At 60.9% G+C, this 16897-nt stretch carries 21 protein-coding genes; 9 read left to right on the top strand and 12 right to left on the bottom strand.

Going from position 1 to position 16897, the window contains the following annotated elements; translation table 11 throughout:
* The first annotated feature begins 88 nt into the window (after nt 1–88).
* The 3 genes from I5L79_RS21955 (at nt 89) to I5L79_RS21945 (ending at nt 2215) form a co-directional block, all read left to right on the top strand.
* The gene (locus tag I5L79_RS21955; RefSeq protein WP_196957240.1) at nt 89–997 is read left to right on the top strand and encodes a carboxypeptidase-like regulatory domain-containing protein; all 909 of its coding nucleotides are present in this window, start codon (nt 89–91) and stop codon (nt 995–997) included.
* A gap of 47 nt (nt 998–1044) precedes the next feature.
* Nucleotides 1045–1629, top strand: coding sequence for a 5-formyltetrahydrofolate cyclo-ligase (locus I5L79_RS21950; RefSeq protein ID WP_196957239.1), 585 nt, complete (start codon nt 1045–1047; stop codon nt 1627–1629).
* 76 nt (nt 1630–1705) lie between these two features.
* Nucleotides 1706–2215, top strand: a complete 510-nt coding sequence (locus I5L79_RS21945; RefSeq protein WP_196957238.1) for an ExbD/TolR family protein — start codon at nt 1706–1708, stop codon at nt 2213–2215.
* Between the two features lie 5 nt (nt 2216–2220).
* On the opposite strand, the gene I5L79_RS21940 is transcribed toward I5L79_RS21945, so the two are convergent.
* Genes I5L79_RS21940 through mnmD form a run of 5 tightly spaced genes read right to left on the bottom strand, consistent with a single transcriptional unit; the run spans nt 2221 to nt 5782 of the window.
* Nucleotides 2221–2661 carry a hypothetical protein gene (locus I5L79_RS21940; protein WP_231403266.1) on the bottom strand — a complete coding sequence of 147 codons (441 nt, stop codon included), beginning with the start codon at nt 2659–2661 and terminating at the stop codon, nt 2221–2223.
* Between the two features lie 34 nt (nt 2662–2695).
* A complete protein-coding gene (locus tag I5L79_RS21935) occupies nt 2696–3292 on the bottom strand; it encodes a GDYXXLXY domain-containing protein (RefSeq protein ID WP_196957236.1) in 597 nt (198 codons plus the stop codon).
* Complete coding sequence (locus tag I5L79_RS21930; protein ID WP_196957235.1) at nt 3289–4509, bottom strand: DUF2157 domain-containing protein; 1221 nt, start codon at nt 4507–4509, stop codon at nt 3289–3291. Before I5L79_RS21930 ends, I5L79_RS21935 begins: the two co-directional genes overlap by 4 nt.
* Nucleotides 4506–5081, bottom strand: a complete 576-nt coding sequence (locus I5L79_RS21925) for a hypothetical protein (protein WP_196957234.1) — start codon at nt 5079–5081, stop codon at nt 4506–4508. The genes I5L79_RS21930 and I5L79_RS21925 overlap by 4 nt, the downstream gene beginning before the upstream one ends.
* Nucleotides 5082–5104: 23 nt before the next feature.
* Complete coding sequence (gene mnmD / locus I5L79_RS21920) at nt 5105–5782, bottom strand: tRNA (5-methylaminomethyl-2-thiouridine)(34)-methyltransferase MnmD (protein WP_196957233.1); 678 nt, start codon at nt 5780–5782, stop codon at nt 5105–5107.
* Nucleotides 5783–5903: 121 nt separating this feature from the next.
* Between mnmD and I5L79_RS21915 the strand changes: the two genes are divergently transcribed.
* From I5L79_RS21915 to rlmN, 4 genes are all read left to right on the top strand, one after another.
* Nucleotides 5904–6335 carry a thioesterase family protein gene (locus tag I5L79_RS21915; protein ID WP_196957232.1) on the top strand — a complete coding sequence of 144 codons (432 nt, stop codon included), beginning with the start codon at nt 5904–5906 and terminating at the stop codon, nt 6333–6335.
* A gap of 75 nt (nt 6336–6410) precedes the next feature.
* Nucleotides 6411–7016 carry a hypothetical protein gene (locus I5L79_RS21910; protein ID WP_196957231.1) on the top strand — a complete coding sequence of 202 codons (606 nt, stop codon included), beginning with the start codon at nt 6411–6413 and terminating at the stop codon, nt 7014–7016.
* Between the two features lie 60 nt (nt 7017–7076).
* The gene (locus I5L79_RS21905) at nt 7077–7409 is read left to right on the top strand and encodes a hypothetical protein (protein WP_231403265.1); all 333 of its coding nucleotides are present in this window, start codon (nt 7077–7079) and stop codon (nt 7407–7409) included.
* Between the two features lie 127 nt (nt 7410–7536).
* Nucleotides 7537–8607 carry a 23S rRNA (adenine(2503)-C(2))-methyltransferase RlmN gene (gene rlmN / locus I5L79_RS21900; RefSeq protein WP_196957229.1) on the top strand — a complete coding sequence of 357 codons (1071 nt, stop codon included), beginning with the start codon at nt 7537–7539 and terminating at the stop codon, nt 8605–8607.
* A 74-nt stretch (nt 8608–8681) separates the two neighbouring features.
* On the opposite strand, the gene I5L79_RS21895 is transcribed toward rlmN, so the two are convergent.
* A complete protein-coding gene (locus I5L79_RS21895; protein WP_196957228.1) occupies nt 8682–9884 on the bottom strand; it encodes a hypothetical protein in 1203 nt (400 codons plus the stop codon).
* Between the two features lie 180 nt (nt 9885–10064).
* Nucleotides 10065–11033 carry a YihY/virulence factor BrkB family protein gene (locus I5L79_RS21890; RefSeq protein ID WP_196957227.1) on the bottom strand — a complete coding sequence of 323 codons (969 nt, stop codon included), beginning with the start codon at nt 11031–11033 and terminating at the stop codon, nt 10065–10067.
* 145 nt (nt 11034–11178) lie between these two features.
* Here I5L79_RS21890 and I5L79_RS21885 point away from each other — a divergent pair, with 145 nt between their 5' ends.
* Nucleotides 11179–11997, top strand: coding sequence for a hypothetical protein (locus tag I5L79_RS21885; RefSeq protein WP_196957226.1), 819 nt, complete (start codon nt 11179–11181; stop codon nt 11995–11997).
* Nucleotides 11998–12037: 40 nt separating this feature from the next.
* Here the strand turns inward: I5L79_RS21885 and I5L79_RS21880 are convergent, their stop codons facing one another.
* The 3 genes from I5L79_RS21880 to I5L79_RS21870 all read right to left on the bottom strand — a co-directional run bounded on the left by I5L79_RS21880 (nt 12038) and on the right by I5L79_RS21870 (nt 14387).
* Nucleotides 12038–12766 carry a DUF3891 family protein gene (locus tag I5L79_RS21880; RefSeq protein ID WP_196957225.1) on the bottom strand — a complete coding sequence of 243 codons (729 nt, stop codon included), beginning with the start codon at nt 12764–12766 and terminating at the stop codon, nt 12038–12040.
* Between the two features lie 149 nt (nt 12767–12915).
* On the bottom strand, nt 12916–13395 hold the full coding sequence (locus tag I5L79_RS21875; RefSeq protein ID WP_196957224.1) for a hypothetical protein: 480 nt from the start codon (nt 13393–13395) through the stop codon (nt 12916–12918).
* 5 nt (nt 13396–13400) lie between these two features.
* The gene (locus I5L79_RS21870) at nt 13401–14387 is read right to left on the bottom strand and encodes an NAD-dependent epimerase/dehydratase family protein (RefSeq protein WP_196957223.1); all 987 of its coding nucleotides are present in this window, start codon (nt 14385–14387) and stop codon (nt 13401–13403) included.
* 121 nt (nt 14388–14508) lie between these two features.
* On the opposite strand from I5L79_RS21870, the gene I5L79_RS21865 reads away from it, so the two are divergent.
* On the top strand, nt 14509–15636 hold the full coding sequence (locus tag I5L79_RS21865; protein WP_196957222.1) for a patatin-like phospholipase family protein: 1128 nt from the start codon (nt 14509–14511) through the stop codon (nt 15634–15636).
* Between the two features lie 4 nt (nt 15637–15640).
* On the opposite strand, the gene I5L79_RS21860 is transcribed toward I5L79_RS21865, so the two are convergent.
* The gene (locus I5L79_RS21860; protein ID WP_196957221.1) at nt 15641–16105 is read right to left on the bottom strand and encodes a hypothetical protein; all 465 of its coding nucleotides are present in this window, start codon (nt 16103–16105) and stop codon (nt 15641–15643) included.
* Between the two features lie 5 nt (nt 16106–16110).
* The gene (locus I5L79_RS21855) at nt 16111–16887 is read right to left on the bottom strand and encodes a DUF475 domain-containing protein (RefSeq protein WP_196957220.1); all 777 of its coding nucleotides are present in this window, start codon (nt 16885–16887) and stop codon (nt 16111–16113) included.
* Nucleotides 16888–16897 lie beyond the last annotated feature (10 nt).

Genomic DNA, 16897 nt, shown 5'->3' with positions numbered 1-16897 from the left:
GCGCGATGCGCGCCCATTGCGCGTCCGTCAGCATAAAGTCCATCCTCCAAAATAATACCTACTGTTAACACTTCCTAGCTACCTCGTTATGCAGCCAGCTGCCTTTCTGCCCCGCATCGTGCCCGCTTCTGCGTTTGCCATTCGTCTGAGCTTCTTACTCCTGCTGTTGCTACTTGCCTTTGCCGGCCGGGCGCAGGTTCTCACAGGCACTGTCACCGAAGCCAGTTCGGCGGCGGGCGTGCCCTACGCCAACGTAGGCATCCTGGGTAAAGGCATTGGCACGGTGGCCGACGATAATGGCGCGTTCCGGTTACAGTACTCTGAGGCCAACCTGCTTGATACGGTACGCATTTCCAGTATTGGGTACCGTGCCCAGCGTATGTTGCTGCGCGACCTGGTGGCCCGCCCCACCGTGCGGCTGGTAGCCGAGGCCGTGGCTTTGCGCGGGGTGCAGGTGAAGGCGAAAGGACTGTATAAGCGCACCCGCACCCTGGGCAATACCGGCAACTCCGAAAGCTCCACTCTCACTCTGGATGCCCACGACCTCGGCGCCGAAATCGGGACGGTCATCAGCCTTAAGCACAAGCCTACCAAGGTGCTCAACGCCAACTTCAACGTGGCTTACAACCGGGCAGGCTCCCTCATGTTCCGGGTGAACCTGTACCGCCTGCTGCCCAATGGGAAGCCCTCCAATGTAAAGGTGGTGCAGCGCGACATCATCGTAACGACGAGCGTGGCCAAGGGCCCCATCACCGTAGACCTGACCCAGGACCAGCTGGTGCTCGACGAGGACTTTTTCCTCACGCTGGAGTGGATTGGTGGCGCCGATGCCAGGAACGTGAGCAGCAAGCTGGCCTTTTCCGCCAGCCTGGGCTACACCAACAACGACCTGTACCTGCGCGACACCAGCCAGGCCGAGTGGGAGCGGGCCTCGGCCGGGGCCGTGCTGGCTGGTCTGCAGCCTCGCATCAGCTTCTACGTCACGGTGCAGGACTAACTTGCGGGTAGGAACTACGTCTCTTGGCTATCTACCCGTATTCGCCCATGCTGAAAGCTGACCTGCGCCGCGCTGCCCTGGCCTCCCGCCGCGCCCTGCCCGGGGCGGAGGTGGCCCGCCGCAGTCAGCTACTTACGGAGCAGCTGCTCCGGCACCTGCCGGTAGCGGAGTGGCGGTGGCTGCACGTGTTTCTGCCTATCCCGCACCAGCACGAGCCCGACACCTGGCCGCTGCTGCGCCGCCTCTGGCAGGAGCTGCCCACTGTGCAGGTGGCCGTGCCTGTAGTGCAGCCCGATGATCAGACGCTCCGCCACTTTCACCTGACCCCTGATACGCCGCTGGTGCTCAACCGCTGGGGCATTCCCGAGCCCGTAGGGGCGGCCGAGGTACTTCCCTCCCAACTTGACGCGGTACTCATTCCTCTGCTGGCTTTCGATGAGCAGGGGCACCGCGTGGGCTACGGCAAAGGCTTCTACGACCGTTTCCTGCAGCAGTGCCGCCCCGACGCGCTGCGCCTCGGCCTGAGTCTGGAGCCGCCGGTGCCCCGCATTGAAGACGCCTGGCCCGGCGACGTGCGCCTAAACGCCTGTCTCACGCCGGAGCAGGTGTGGTGGTTCGCAGAAGGTTCGTGAAATAGCCGGGAACCAGGCAGAAACAATAAGCCGCAAGCCTGAGCCGTTGAGGAGAAACACTAACCAACTCACCGTCATGGCTGAAATTCAAGCTGCCGCCGCGCCCCGCGCCGGAAAACCCCGCGCCAAAAAACACGCCTTCCGCCTCGATATGACGCCGATGGTGGACCTGGCTTTTCTGCTGCTCACCTTCTTCATGCTCACCACCACCTTCAACAAGCCCACGGTGATGCAGCTGACGATGCCGGTCAAAGGACCAGTGTCAACCGATGTGAGTGATAAAAATGCGCTGACCCTGATTCTGGGCAAAAACAGCCAGGTGCATTACTTCTTCGGCCTGAACAGGGCTGATACAACCCCGGAGCTGCAAACCACCAGCTTCGGTGCCGACGGACTGCGGCAGGTGCTGTTCAAGCAGCGGCAGCGCAACCGTAACACTGTGGTGCTGATCAAAACCACGCCCGATTCCAAGTATCAGAACATGGTGGATGCACTCGATGAAATGAACATCACCGAGCAGCAGAAGTACGCCATGGTCGATATCAGCCAAGCCGATAAAGACCTGCTGGCCCGCAACGGTTTGTAGGCGCACTACCGCCGAGGATGGCCCGCCTGCCGGCCCCGGCGGTATACCAGCACCAGCGCCGATACTACGAGCAGCATTTGCAGCCCATGCACCAGGATGATTTCCGTCTGCATCCAGCTGACAGGAGCAGTCGGAGCTGGTTGCGGCGCCGGCCAACTCACAGGTAAGGCATTGAACTGCGCTATCCGCACCAGCAGCCAGCTGCACAGGCTGATACCTGCCACGTGGAGTGCCAGCATCAGTATGAGCCCAGCCAGGGAGTGGCGGCTCAGCCGCACCACCAGCCCGGCCAGCAGCGCCAGCGGCACAAAAACCGCCAGCACCAGCCCATAAGGCGGAAAAATGAAGTACGTGTTGTGCATCTGCACGTCCACCACCGGCTGCAATAGCTGCCTGAAGCCCAGCAGGGCGCCCACCAGCAGGATGGATACCGTAAGCGCGGCCAAAGCCACGCTCCACTAGGGCAGCCGGGGTAGGGTGTTATTCATGGGCAGCGGAATCAGGCACTACCTGCGTGATGCGAGCCTGCCCCCAGGGCGCAATGCGCACCTGCACTTGCAGCCGCGGGTGCCGCTCCAGCTTCTTGCCGCTGCCCTCGGGCACGTAGTAGCGCTCCAGGCCGTAGCGGAGCGTAAGGCTGCGCCGCCACACCTGCTGCACCGAGCCGCGCAGCACGGCCTGAGTGGGAGTGGGGGCGGGTTTCTCGGGGTAAATGCCCACGGCCGAGCAGGTACCATCGGAGCCAGGTTGCAGTAGCACGTAGGCGGCCTGGTTGCGGCGGGCCGGCTGCGCGCCGCGCCACAGGTGGCCCGGAACCTGGCTGATGGTGTAGGCCAGAGTTACGTAGTCGCCGTAGAGCAGGTCGCGCGGGTCTACGGGAGTGGTGCGCAGCCAGATGGTGCGGCCCCAGGCCCCGGTAGCGTAGCCCGATGCCGCCACGCCCAGCACGAACAGCACCTGGGCCAGCACCAGCCAGCGCAGCCAGCGGCGGCGGGTGGGCTCCGGCAGATCGGGAAGGAAAGGAGCGAGCGGCGGAGTACCCGGGGAAGCGGGCACAGAGTCAGATACAAAACTCATGGGCGGGTAGAAGCAGAGGACGACGCAGACCGGGCCGCTGTGCGGCGCAGGTACCACCACAGACCCAGCAGCAGCAGCCCGCCCACCAGGAAAAACAACGACTTATCGAGGAAGCCCCAGGTAAGCTTGAAGTACGCCACCGCCGTGGTGATGACGAACAGCACGGTGCCCAGCGTTACCCGGTCGGGGTTGTGCTCCTGCTGGGCGCGGGCCAGCACGGCCCCGGAATAAGCGTAGAGCACCACCAGCGTGGCCACGGCCAGCGCCAGCCCACCCCGAAAGTAGAACCCCGGCAGCAGCAGCAGCCAGTCGGTGGCGCTGCTCAGGCGCCCACGCCGCGCCTTACCCCAGAGCGACAACGCCAGTACCGCGCCCAGAGCAGCCAAATAGGCGAGGAGCGGAGGGCGCAGCTCATCGGTGTAGGAGTCGGCCTCGCCAAACAAGGCCAGCCCCAGCGTAAACAGGAAGGCGGCTACTAAGGGCGGGCCCTGCACAGCCCGGGCTGCCGGTCGGTGCGGCTGCCAGTCGCCGAGGGCATACACAAGCATGGCCGGCACGAAAAACCACGTAAGCTTGATATGCAGGTAGCTGACCAGCAGGGTCGCCTGCCAGAGCAGGCCCGAGGCCAGCACGGCTCCGGTAAGCGAATCGGGGCGGCGCCACCAGTAGTAGCCCAGCCCCAGGGCCGTGAAAGCAGCCGTGAGGTAGCTGAAGGCGCCCAGCTGTCCGGTGTTGTAGCCCTGCACCACCCCACTGATGATGGCCGTGAGCAGAAACAGCAGCCGGCTGCGGTACACCCACGTGATGCCCATGCCGGCCACGGCCCAGGCCAGCAGCCCCGTAAGGTCGTAGCCAATGAGTTGGTAGAGCTGGCTGGTGAGGATGATGCCGGCCCCGAATAGAATTAGCCCCAACGCCACCAGACCCAGACCCAGCTGGTCGTTGCCGCGCCGGTAGAAGTACTCACCGGCAGCGTAGGCGGCCATCATGGAGCCCAGCAGCAAACCCAGGCGCACCAGCTCCGGCAGCCCTTGCCAGTTGGCGGCCACCAGGGAGAGGGCGCTGAGGCCAACCAGCAGGGAGCCCAGCAGCGGGAGCAAGCCCACGGCGTGGGCGTCCTCGGGGTAGAGGGCCAACAGGCGGGCATGTTGCTCTGGCGAGATGATGCCCTTCTCCACCCAATTCTGCCCGTCGGTTTCCAGTAGCTTACGACTCATGAAGTGAAGTTAGGCATCCCCGTAAGCTTCTCTAAAAAGTAACTGCCGCTGCCTATGAAATCAAAGCCATTATCAAGACCAGGGCTCTGCACATAGGCCCATCCACGGTTGCCCAGCGCTTGGTTTATATGTGCTTGGTATAGGGAGAAATCTGCTGTACTGGCCTCAAAGAGCTCATCGGCCTCAAGAAGCTGCAATAGTGGATAAAAATTGGCTAAGTCCAGAATTAGTAGACTGCCGGAATCCAAGCCAAAAACGGTGGTGTTGGTGGCTAGTAGCTGCTGCTCAAAATATTCATCATTAGTATCATATGAGCGAATCCGGCGGATAGGCAGCTTGAAAACACTGTTCCAACTCGGGACTTTCTCGTGCCCAAGGATATTTCCACCATAGGGAAAGAATGTCGTATTCAGCTTGTGCACAAATGCGGCGCTGCCTGCGTTTGTTGGCAGAGTATCCAGCAGCTGGTGCTCAGCCCTTATATCGTCCCAGTAAAGCGGATCAATAAAGAGTAGTTCCCCGGAAACTACTTCCATCTCAATATCTTCACCGTTGCTGGCGTGCTGGTTCATATCCAATTCTGTCAAGTCTAAAATTACGCCCGTTTCCAGGCCCGCGTCATCTCGCGCTTGCCGGGCGGGCCGGGAATTTTTTCCGTATCCCAGCCCGCCGCCCGTAAGCTACGCCGGAAGGAGCCCTTGGCGCAGTAGCTCACCAGGCAGCCGCCCGGCACCGTGGCCACGTAGAGCTGCTCAAACACGGCATCCGTCCACATGTCGGGCTGCTTGTCGGGGGCGAAGGCATCGAAGTAAACGACCTCGTAATGAGCAGGCGCGAGGGCCGTGTCCTGGAGCGCTTGGTCGATTTTCCGGAGCAGAAAGCGTGGGGCCAGGGGCACGCTCTCGTTCCAGGGAGCCGTGTGCAGGCGCTGGTGCAGCTCCTGCAGCTCAGGGTTCAGAATGTAGCGCTCCACGCCCAGCTGCTGGATAACGGCGAGCGGCAGCGGAAACTTTTCCAGCGTGTCGTACTCAATGCCGACGGGCGCGGCAAGGCTGCGCTGCAGCGTGAGCAGGGCGTTGAGGCCGGTTCCGAAGCCAACTTCAAGCACGCGCACCGGCGCCGTAGCGGCCGTCAGCACGGGTTCCAGCCCGGCGCCCAGGTACACGTGTTGGGCCTCCTGCACAGCCCCGTGGGTGCTGTGGTAATGCTCGTCGAGGGCGGGCACGTACAGGGTGCTCGACCCGTCGGCGGTGGTGCGCACTTCTACATTCATATTAGTTGCTGGTTTCTGGTTTTTGGGTGGCGGGGATGAATACTGACGGCAATTTCGGCGAACTTCGGCGACCGGCCCCGAGTAACTCGAACCGAGAAACCAGCAACTAGAAACTCTTTCCATGCCCCGCGTAAAAGTAGCGCTGCCCGATACCTTTCTGCTCACAGTAGAAATTCCCGTGCGCATCACCGACCTCAACTACGGCGCCCACCTCGGCAACGACGCCCTGCTCAGCATCCTGCACGAAGCCCGCGTGCAGCTGCTGCGCCATCTGGGCCAAATGGAGCTGAACCCCGCCACCCAAACCGGCCACATCATGGCCGACGTGGCCATTGAGTACAAAGGCGAAGCTTTCTACGGCGACACGCTGCACATCCAGCTGGCCGCTACCGACATAAGCAGGTACGGCTTCGACGTGGTGTACTGGGTGCGCAACCAGGACGGAAAAGAGGTTGCCCGCGCCAAAACCGGCATGCTGTGCTTCGACTACGCCACCCGTAAGCTGCTCCCGCTGCCGGCTGACTACGCCCGGCGCCTGCGTGGCGAGGGGTAAGACAGCCGGCTGCCCCAGCCGTCACCCAGCGGCTGAGCTTGCGTACAAGGCACTTCATCTATATTGACGCTCGATATGCGCTTTCTTTTGCTGGCCTCCCTGCTCACGGCCGCCGCCTGTTCCTCGCCTTCCTCTTCCGATACAGCTACCACACCCGCCACCCCCGCGCCGCCAGCTACGGTGGGTACTCCGGCCCCGGAGGGACCTGCCGCGCCCCAGTCCCAGACCGGCGTACTCGTTGATGTGCGCACCACGCACCGGTTCTCCAGCGCCCAGCAGCCCGACCAGTTCCGCCTGGTGCTGCTGGGCGACTCGGCCCTCACGGCTCGGGCGCAGTTTTCCATCGTATCCGCGGCCGGCGACACGCTCTGGAGCGAGAAATTCCCGGCTACGGCCCTTATCGACTACGGCATCCGCAAGTACGGCGAGTCGCCCACACCGGCCCAGCAGGCCCACTACATCCGCAAGCGGGCCGCCGAGTTTTTCGGGGATGAAGCCTTTTCCGTACGGGCCGAGGTGCCCCGCAATGCCTCCGACAAGCAGCTGAACCGCGCGGCCTGGGCCGAGGTGCAGCCCACCGGCCTACCGCGCTTTGCCTACAGCCTGGGCGAAGAAAACGGCCAGATGATTGGCTTCTCGCCCAAGCGCCGCCGGGCGGTGGTGTACTACACCTGCTGCTAGAAGCTCGGTCAATAGTATCTTGCTCGAATGAGACGTGCTAAACTCTTGGCTTTATTGCTGTTGACCGCTGGAGAAGCGTTTGGAGAGGCGTTTAAAGGGGCCGGACTAGAAGACTTTCTGTGGGGCGCGCTAATGCTGCTGGTAGGCGCACCAGTGGCAATTGGGTTTATCGTGTACGGCGTACTGCGCCTGAGTGATGAGGACTACACGGCTAGCCCAACATTTACAGTATTCTGCGGCTGCTTGGGCTGGTGGGGCGCCCTGTTCCTGATTGGGGCCGCGTCAGGCGGTCAGGGCGGAGATGGTATCAGTTGGTTTCTGATGCTTTGTGCGGGGGTAGGGGCTGCGGCGGGCGGTTACCACCTGAGCCGGGAGGAAAAGCCCGCCCCATAGCCGGTAGCCTTCGTCGCTGATTGCAGATTGCGTTACTTGTCGGCACTTTTTTCAGGGTCAGGGAGTTGGGTAACGTTCTACGCCGACGACGTAGGGCGTCCTCTTACTTCGTCGTATCTTTGCCCCCATGATTGACCTGCCCGTACTGACCAAGCGCGACATTCGCAAACTCACCCCCGAAGAGCTCAAAGCCTTTATGGTGGAGCACGGCGAGAAGCCATTCCGCGCCAAGCAGGTGCTGGAGTGGCTGTGGAAAAACACGGCGGGCTCATTTGAGGAGATGAACAACATTTCCCTGGCAACGCGGGAACTGCTGGCCCGGCACTTCGTCATCAACGGCGTGCAGGTGCAGAACTCCCAGCTCTCCAACGACGGCACCATCAAATCAGCCTTCCGCCTGCACGACGGCAACATCGTAGAGGGTGTGCTCATCCCGCACGATACGCGCATGACGGCCTGTATTTCCTCCCAGGTAGGCTGCTCACTCACCTGTAAGTTCTGCGCTACCGGCTACATGGAGCGTAAGCGCAACCTCGATGCGGCCGAGATTTACGACCAAGTGGTGCGCATCCGGGAGCAGTGCGAGGCCCAGTACGGCACCCCGCTCACCAACATTGTGTACATGGGCATGGGCGAGCCGCTGCTCAACTACGCCAACGTAGTAAAGAGCATTGAGCGCATCACCGCCCCCGACGGCCTGAATATGGCCCCGCGCCGCATCACCGTGAGCACCGCCGGCATTGCCAAGATGATTAAGAAGCTGGCCGACGATGGCGTGAAGGCCAATCTGGCGCTGAGCCTGCACGCGCCCAACGACGCCAAGCGCAATGAAATCATGCCTATCAATGAAGCCAACTCCCTGGCCTCGCTCAAGGACGCGCTGCAGCACTACCACCAGGTCACGGGCCGCAAGGTAACCTACGAGTACATCGTGTTCGAAAGCTTCAACGACACGCTGCAGGATGCGGAGGAGCTGTTCCAGATTTCAAAATGGATTCCCTGCAAAGTGAACCTGATTGAGTACAACCCCATCGAAAACGCCAGCTACGTGAACACCGCCGACGATAAACTGGTGGCTTTCCACAAGTATTTGGCCGACCGGGGCGTACAGACCAACGTGCGCCGCTCCCGCGGCAAGGATATCGACGCTGCCTGCGGCCAGCTGGCCGTGAAGCAAAAAGCGGATGTGGCTGCTTAAGGCTGCAATTAGCAGGAAGAAGCCCGGCTGATATGGTTCAGCCGGGCTTTTTTGTGGGGTGAGAAGTGCTTTGTCTACTTCTGCGCCGTTTTTCCGAAGCGCAGCGACAAATCCACGTACACAGGGTATAGGTAGCCAAAAGCTCCTTCGTTCTGGAAAGGTGCTACGTAGAACGAGCCGATACCGAGCGTGGTGCGGGGCCAGTTCAGGCGGATGCCATACAGGCCGCCGAGTCCGCCGCTGCCAGACGTAATCAGGTAGTTTTCCGACATCAGCGACAGGCGCTTGCTCACGCGGGTGGCCCCACTCAGCACCGCCACCGGCGACTTGCCGAAGCCCTGCGTACCGCCCGCCTCCCCTGAGAATCCGTAGCCCAGACCCAACGTCAGGTTGTTGTCGGCGCTGCCGTAGGTAGCCAGTCCGTAAAGCACCCCTGCCCCATAGCCGCGGTCGTAGTCGCTATCGAAGGTAGGTAGACGGGCATAGAGCACCCCTGCGCCTACGTGCAGATCCTGCCGGATAGGCACGCTGATTTTGGGCGTGACGGCAAACAGCTGATTGCCCAACCCCACGCCCGGCAGAGCTGATACCAGGATGCCCATAGAGAAGTAGTCGGTGATGCCGTAGTTGGCGCCCAGCAGCAGCACGTCAATCGTTTGGGCGTATCCTTCACCCGCACGCAGGCCCCGGGCCGTAGGCGCGAAGAACACGCGGGTGCCATTGCCCACATAGCCCCAGCCGGGGTGGCGCTGAGCATCGGTCGCTTCCACGGCGGGCACCAGCTGCATACTCACAATCTGGCTGCGGGGAATGAGTACAGCGCCGGGCTTATCGGTGGTGAACTCCAACTCCTGCGGCCGTACGGCGCGCAGCGTACCAGCAAAGGTGGTGCCTGAGCGCAGCACCACGCGGTATACACGCCCCACCGAGTCGGTAAGAGCCACGCCGGCCCCCGGGCTGAGGCGGCGTGCCTTCTCCTCGATTTTCAGACGCATGTTCACGAAGTCCAGCGAGGATATGGGGCTGAGCAGCGTGCGGCCATCGGTAAGGGTGATGCGCTGGGTAAGGGCACTGTCGGGGGCTAAGCTCTGCTCGAAGCGGGCCTCGCTGAACTCCTTGGCTGAGTACTCCGAAAATAGCTCGTAGGTGACTTTTTCCTGGCTGTCGATGGTGGTACCTACAGCAGAGCTGATAACCCGCAGGCGTGTGGCGGGCTGCTGGGCCTGGGCCTGGGCAAGGCCGGCGCAGATTAAAACCAGAAGGAAAAAGTAGCGCATGGGAGAAAGTAGGTAAAGATTTCCCAAACCTACTATTCTGCTGTGCCCCGCAAATCACATAATCATGTACATCCTGACTTTATACAGCCAGCCAGAAGCCGGCTCCGGCCGCCGCGAAACGCTGTTTGCGGCATTCAGGAACCAGACTGCTGCCCCGAGTTTGCGCCTTATTCAGACTTTTCAGGCTTTCCAGCGGCCGGTAGAACGGGGGCGGCCGGTGGTAATTTCTTCTTTGGTTTCGCCCTCGGGCACTTCACGAGTTTCGATGCGCACGGCGTGGGCCTTGGGCTGCACTTTCTGACCGAAGGCGTCGGCAAACTCCTGGGTGAACTCAGCTCCGAAAAAGATGATGAGGGCCGAGTAGTTGACCCACAGCAACAGCACAATGGCGGAGCCGGCCGCCCCAAAGGCCGAGCCGGGGTCGGCCTGGGCAATGTAGAAGGCAATCAGAAACTTGCCCAGCACGAACAGTGAGGCCGTAATGACCGCGCCAATACCTACGTCGCGCCAGCGGATGACGGCGTCGGGCAGGAAGCGGTAGATGAGGGCGAACAGCAGCGACGTAACGCCCAGAGACAGAAAGAAGTCCACCAGCTTGATAACCACCACCCCGACTTCGGGAAACCACTGCTGCAGCTTGCCGGTGAAGGCGCTCAGGATGGCGCTGACCACAAAGGAAATCAGCAGCAGTAGGGCCACGCTCAAAATCAATCCGAAGGACAGGAGCCGGTCGCGCACAAACTGCCAGATGCCGTTGCGGGGCTTCACACGCAGGTTCCAGATGTCGTTGATGCTTTCCTGCAGGGTGACGAAAAAGGTCGTTGCCGCGAAAATGAGCGTGCCGATGCCGATGACCGTAGCCAGGCCGCCTTTCTGCTGCTTGGTAAACTCGGCAATGGAATCCTGCAGAAACTTGGCCGAGTCGGCGCCCAGGAACCCGCGCAGCTGCCCGTACACCTGGCCCGTTACGGCCTCAGTCCCGTAGATGGAGCTGGCAATGGTGATGACGATGAGCAGTAGGGGCGGCAGCGAGAAAACGGTGTAGTACGACAAGGCCGCCGCGTGCCGGAACGAGTTGTTCACCATGAACTCGCTGGCGGTGGTCTTGAGAATGTTGACAATATCAGAAAAGCGGTAGTGTGTGGCCATAAGGCAGAGACATCAGAGCGTGAGGCTGGCGGTAGTACGGGCAGATTGCGCCCGGCGTTCGGGCTGTTGCGCCGGTTTGGGCATATTTGCGTAAGATGCGCAGCCGGCCCGCCGCCGGCCCGTGTCACGCTCTGTTCCGTTTTCTATGCGCACTTCTTTCTTTGCTTTTGTACTGTTGGCTGGCCTGGGTGCCTGCCAGTCAAGCCCCAGCGAGCAGCCCGCAACTGCCGCGGCCGCTACTGCTGCCGCCTCGGATACGGCCGCTTACCCGGCGGCCCCCGGATTCGACCAGGCCGGCTCCGACCCGCGCGCCCTGCGCTTGGCCGATAAGGTAATGCGGGCCATGGGCGGCTACCGCGCCTGGCAGGAAGCCCGCATTTTTGGCTGGGACTTTCTGGATGGCTCCTACCAGCTCTGGGACAAGCAAACCGGCGACTTCCGCTGGCAGAAGGATAGCCTCGTTGCACTCTACAACCTCGGCACCAAGCAGGGAAAAGTGTATAGTGGCGGCCAAGACGTTTCGGCCACCCCCGACGGGCAGAAGCTGCTCGCTGATATGTACCCGATCTGGGTAAATAACTCCTGGTGGCTACTTATGCCCTTCAAGCTCAAGGATTCTGGTGTCACGCTCACCTACCACGGCGCGGGCAAGCTGATGGACGGTACCCCCGCCGAGGTGCTGCACATGACATTCAAGAACGTGGGTGTAACACCCGAGAACAAGTATGAGGTGCTCATCAACCCCAAAACCAACCTGGTGGAAGAGTGGGCCTATTTCCCTAAAGCCACCGATGCGCAGCCTGCTTTCCGCCGCCGTTGGGCCGGCTACCAACGCTACGGCGCCCTGCTGCTTGCCACCGACCGCACCGATGGCAAAGACGGCCGCGGCTTGGCCCACGTCTCGCTAAGCCAGCAAGTACCCGCCGGCCTGATGCGGAACCCGAAGCCGGTGGCAAAGCTGTAGCCTATTATTAAGCTGTCATCCTGAATTTGGGGTATCTATATTATTTGCGTAGGTCCCAGCGCAGCGTTTCGATGGGGCCGGTGCGCAGAGCAGCGGCCAGCTCGGCATCATTGGCGAACTGCAGCTGGCGCAGCACCGTGGCCTCTACGCTCACGGTAAACTGCGGCTCATGGAAGGGCCAAGGCTGTACCGTTACGGGACCATCGGCCTCGTGGCGTACCACCTCGTGGCGGTGGCCATCGGGGCCGGTATAGATTTCCAGGGCCCGACCCATTTCCGGTAGCTCGTGGCGGCACAATATCAGGCTGAGCCGGTCGCACCAGTGCAGCAGGGCGTAAGCCTGTTCCGCCTCTGCCTTTCGGATCTTCAGTTCCCGCCGCCACGTCTTCTGGCTGGCCAGCTGCTCATCCAGAAAGGCGTCTATTGCTTTTTTCTGGCCGCGGAGGCTTTCGTAGAGCGTGCTTAGGTGCATGCTGGTAAGCAGGCTACGCCAGCGACCCTGAAAGCGGGCAGCGCGCATTACGCCGGTGGCCTGCTCCAGCGAAAACTCCTTCATGGTGAAGTTGGCCGGGGCCCCGGCCGGCGTGAGGCCGTAATGCCCATTCCACTGTTGCTGCTCATCGTCGTGCTGGGCAGCGGCGGCCAGCAGGCCCACCCACTGGTCGCAGGGAAGAAACGCGGGCCACTGGTGCAGCAGCTGCGCTGCTAGCAGGGCATGTGCCTGCTGGTAAATAATCTGCCAGCCGGCGAGCGTATGGTTCACAATCATAAATAGAGACTTGGTTTCGTCCGGGCGGTGTGTTAAATGCGCAGTAGCAGGAACGTGTGGGCTATGAAGAGGTTTTTGGGTGGAATGTTAATGCAAACGCCCCACCGGAGGGGTGAGGCGTTGCAGTGGACAAAACTCTGTTAAATAACTTAAGAGGGCGTGCTTGCAGCCATATGACCGAGCAGCTGTGTGGCCCAGTAAGCGGGCAATTCAATCACAACACCGTTGGCGCGAAACTTACCGTTCGTATACTCTTTTTCGCTAAAGCGAGTAAGTTGCCAGCAGACGGGAGCTTGCAAGACTTCGATGTCAGTATATGGAATGCGTACCAGCACAGCCGTGCTTACGGTGTTGCGTATCCATATATCCTGCGTGTCAAATTTAATTTTCAATAGATCTGTATAGGGTCTCCAACCTATCCAGCCGGAGACAAGCTCCGTGGAGTGCAAATTCTCCGCGCTGCCATATCGGTTGTGCAATTGGCGCCAGCCTGGCATAAACGGATTAGGGAAACGAATATGCCCGCGACGTATCTCTACTCGGAAATACAGATAAATCCCGTAGAAGAAGCCGACTATTACTGCCAGTTGGACAATGCCCGTCAACACACCACCTAAACTTAAAAGCATAGCTGCTACTTCAGCACTACGGCTTCTTTCAGGTGCAGCAGCATGTCGTCGGTCATCTTATCCAGGTCGTACTGGGGTTGCCAGTTCCAGTCCTGGCGGGCCTGGGCATCGTCGATGCTGGCGGGCCAGGAGTCGGCAATCTGCTGGCGTCCGTCGGGCTTATAGGTGACTTGGAAGTCGGGGTAGTGGCGCTGGATGCTAGCAGTAATTTCCTGAGGGCTGAAGCTCATGGCGCCCAGGTTGTAGGAGCTGCGTACCTTGATGCTGTTGGCAGGCGCGTGCATTAGGTCTAGCGTGGCCTTCAGCGCGTCGGGCATGTACATCATGGGCAGGTAGGTATCCTCCGACAAGAAGCACTCATAATTTTCGCCGGCCACCGCCTTGTGGTATATGTCCACGGCGTAGTCGGTGGTGCCGCCGCCGGGCAGGCTCTTGTAGCCGATGAGGCCGGGGTAGCGCAGGCTGCGCACATCCAGGCCGTGCTTGCGGAAGTACCACTCGCACCACTGCTCCCCGGCCAGCTTGCTGATGCCGTACACCGTGTTGGGGTTCATGATGGTGAGCTGGGGCGTATTCTGGCGGGGCGTATCGGGCCCGAATACGGCAATGGAGCTGGGCCAGTACACCTGCTGTACGCCCAGGTCTATGGCCGCGTCGAGCACGTGAAACAGACCATCCATATTCAGCTGCCAACCGAATTTGGGGTTCTTCTCAGCCGTGGCCGAGAGCAGCGCGGCCAGGTGGTACACCTGCTTGGGCTTGTACTGCTGAATAACTTCCGTCAGGCGGTTTTTGTCGAGTACATCCAGCAGCTCAAACGGGCCGGCCTGCTGAATTTCGAGGTCTTTGGGGGCGCGCACGTCGGCGGCTACTACGTTGGAAGCGCCGTAGCGCTGGCGCAGCTCGTGGGTGAGCTCCAGGCCGAGCTGTCCGCCCGCGCCGATAACGAGAATAGTGTCGCCGGGGGTGGGGGCGGAGGAAGAAGTAGGCATGCGGAAAACAGGGGAATGGGTGGAGGGCAAAGATACGGACGCGGGTGGGTTGCGTCTTTCTACGGCGTATACAACCATCGGGGCCATACCCGGCTCCTTCCCGTAGCTCACTGACCTGCTTATGCGTTACCTCTTTTTATTTCTGATGGTGCTGCTGATGCTCCGGTTCCCGGCTCCCGCGTGGGCCCAAACCCCCGAGGCTGTAGCCCGCCCGGTGTACCGCAACCTGGTGATGGAGGGCGGCGGCATTCGGGGCATTGCCTACGGGGGTGCGCTACAGGAGCTGGAAAGCCGGGGCGTGCTGGCCGGCATCCGGCGGGTGGGCGGCACCTCGGCCGGAGCCATTCAGGCGGCCTTGCTGGCGGTAGGCTACTCGCCCCAGGAAGTCATTGACGTCGTAAACCAAACTCCGGTGCAGCGCCTGAACGATGGGCGCGGGCTATTTTTCGGGGGCAGCGCCCGCCTGATCCGGCAATACGGCTGGTACCGCGGCGACCAGCTCACGCGCTACCTCACCGAGCTGGTGGCCCGCAAAACCCAGCGCCCCAACCTCACGCTGGCCGAGTTGCACGCGCTGGCGCAGCAGGAGCCCACCCGCTACCGCGACCTGTACACCACCGGCACCAACCTCACCCGCCAGTGCCCCCAGACGTTCAGCTACGAAACCCACCCTGATATGCGCGTAGCCGATGCCGTGCGCATCAGCATGAGCATTCCGCTGTACTTCCGGGCCGTGCTACTGGATACCGCCGGCCACGTAGTGCAGCATCCCGCCAAAGGCCAACCCGTGGAAGTAGTGGTGGATGGCGGCCTGCTGGCCAACTATCCGCTGGATATGTTTGACCACCCGCGCTACCAACCCGGCGCTTTGGCCGGGCCACTGGCTGTGACAAGTTCTGTTGTGACAAATAATGTTGTCACGGCAACAGATGTCATAACGGTCATCAATCCCGAAACGCTGGGGCTGCGCCTCGACCGCGCCGAGCAGGTAGCCTACGACACGCGCCCCGGCGGCCGGCAGCAGTTGGCGCCCTACACGGTGCAGGATTTCCGCTCCTACATCGGGGCGTTGTATACCGTAGCCATTGAAAACCTGAACGCGCCCCGGCCCGAAGACTGGCCCCGCACCATCAGCATCGACACGCGCGGCTTCAACCCCAAAATCAAGCGGCTATCCGCCCCGCAAAAGCAGGAGCTGATGGATAGCGGCCGGCAGGGCGTGCAGACGTTTTTTAGAGGAGAGCCATAAGTTTCTATTTACACCCGTACCCCACATCACAACTATTTCGTGCTTCCCAGTTGAAGCGCCATACTTTGCTGTCTGTTTGTAGGATGAAATAGCCGAAGAATCTTTCTCTGCCATCCCCAACAGTATAATTTACCAGTTGCCCATTGGTAAATTCCAAGGCTACCTTCCGATGCCCTACGGGTAGTAGAAGAGGAACAGGAACTATTGCCCACACTTCCATGCCGCGCCAAGCCAGTTCGCCGGATTTATATATCCACTTTTCCTGAGTGCCTTCTGCTACTATACGATGGGGCTTTCCCCAGAGCCGGAGCGCATCGGCGGGAGTTGTGCCGCCATTCAGTCGGCCGTCTTCCCCAATAGTAGGTCCTAGGCTTTTGCCGACTTCCAGTTGCTTGGTGCCAGCCACAATACTGAACCCCACGCACGATGATTGGAAAAGCAGGGTCCATACAAGCAGCAGACGTAGCATAAGATTTACCGCGAAAACCGGCGGTGCTTGGGCACGTTGAAAAAGTAAGAGGTGAGCAGCGGAATCAGGAAGATGGCCACCGTCAGCACGGTCAGGCCCGCGTCGGCAACGTGGCCGCCCAGGAAGCGGCTGAAGGCCGACTCGGGCTGGTAGTGCTCCACCAACGACAGCATCAGCTTGAGCCCCAGGATGCCAATAACCAGAAACGCCGAGGTTTCGAGAAACGGGTACTTGGCCATGAGCAGCACAAAGGCCTGGGCCACCAGCCGCATGGCCAGAATCCCGATGAACACGCCCAGGCAGATGAGAATCAGGTTGTCGGTGAAGGCCACCACGGCAAAAACGTTGTCGATGGAAAAGGCCAGGTCCATCAGCTCAATCAGGGCCACCGTGGCCCAGAATTGCCCGAACAGGCCCAGGGTGTGGCGGTATACCCAGCTTTTCTGCTTGTCGGGGCCCTGGTCGTCGTCGGGGCTGCCGTGGTTTCTGGGTTTGAACTGGGAATAAGCCAGGTACAGCAGGTAAAGGCCGCCGAGGGGCTTCAGAAACCAGAACTCAATCAGAAACGAGGCAAACAGAATGCACAGCCCCCGAAACACGTAGGCCCCGATAATGCCGTAGCGCAGGGCTTTCTGGCGCTGCTCCTTGGGCAGGTCGCCCACCATGGTGGCCAGCACGGCGGCGTTGTCCACGGAAAGCAGACTTTCGATGATGACGAGGTTGCCCACAATGGCCAGCGCCGCCAGCGGGTTGTCCAGAATTTGTTGGATATGTACGTTCATGCAGGATGCC

Source organism: Hymenobacter guriensis (assembly GCF_015773195.1).
Lineage (GTDB): Bacteria > Bacteroidota > Bacteroidia > Cytophagales > Hymenobacteraceae > Hymenobacter > Hymenobacter guriensis.
Note: the sequence above shows the minus strand (reverse complement) of the source record. Positions and strands in the feature narration are given on the sequence as shown.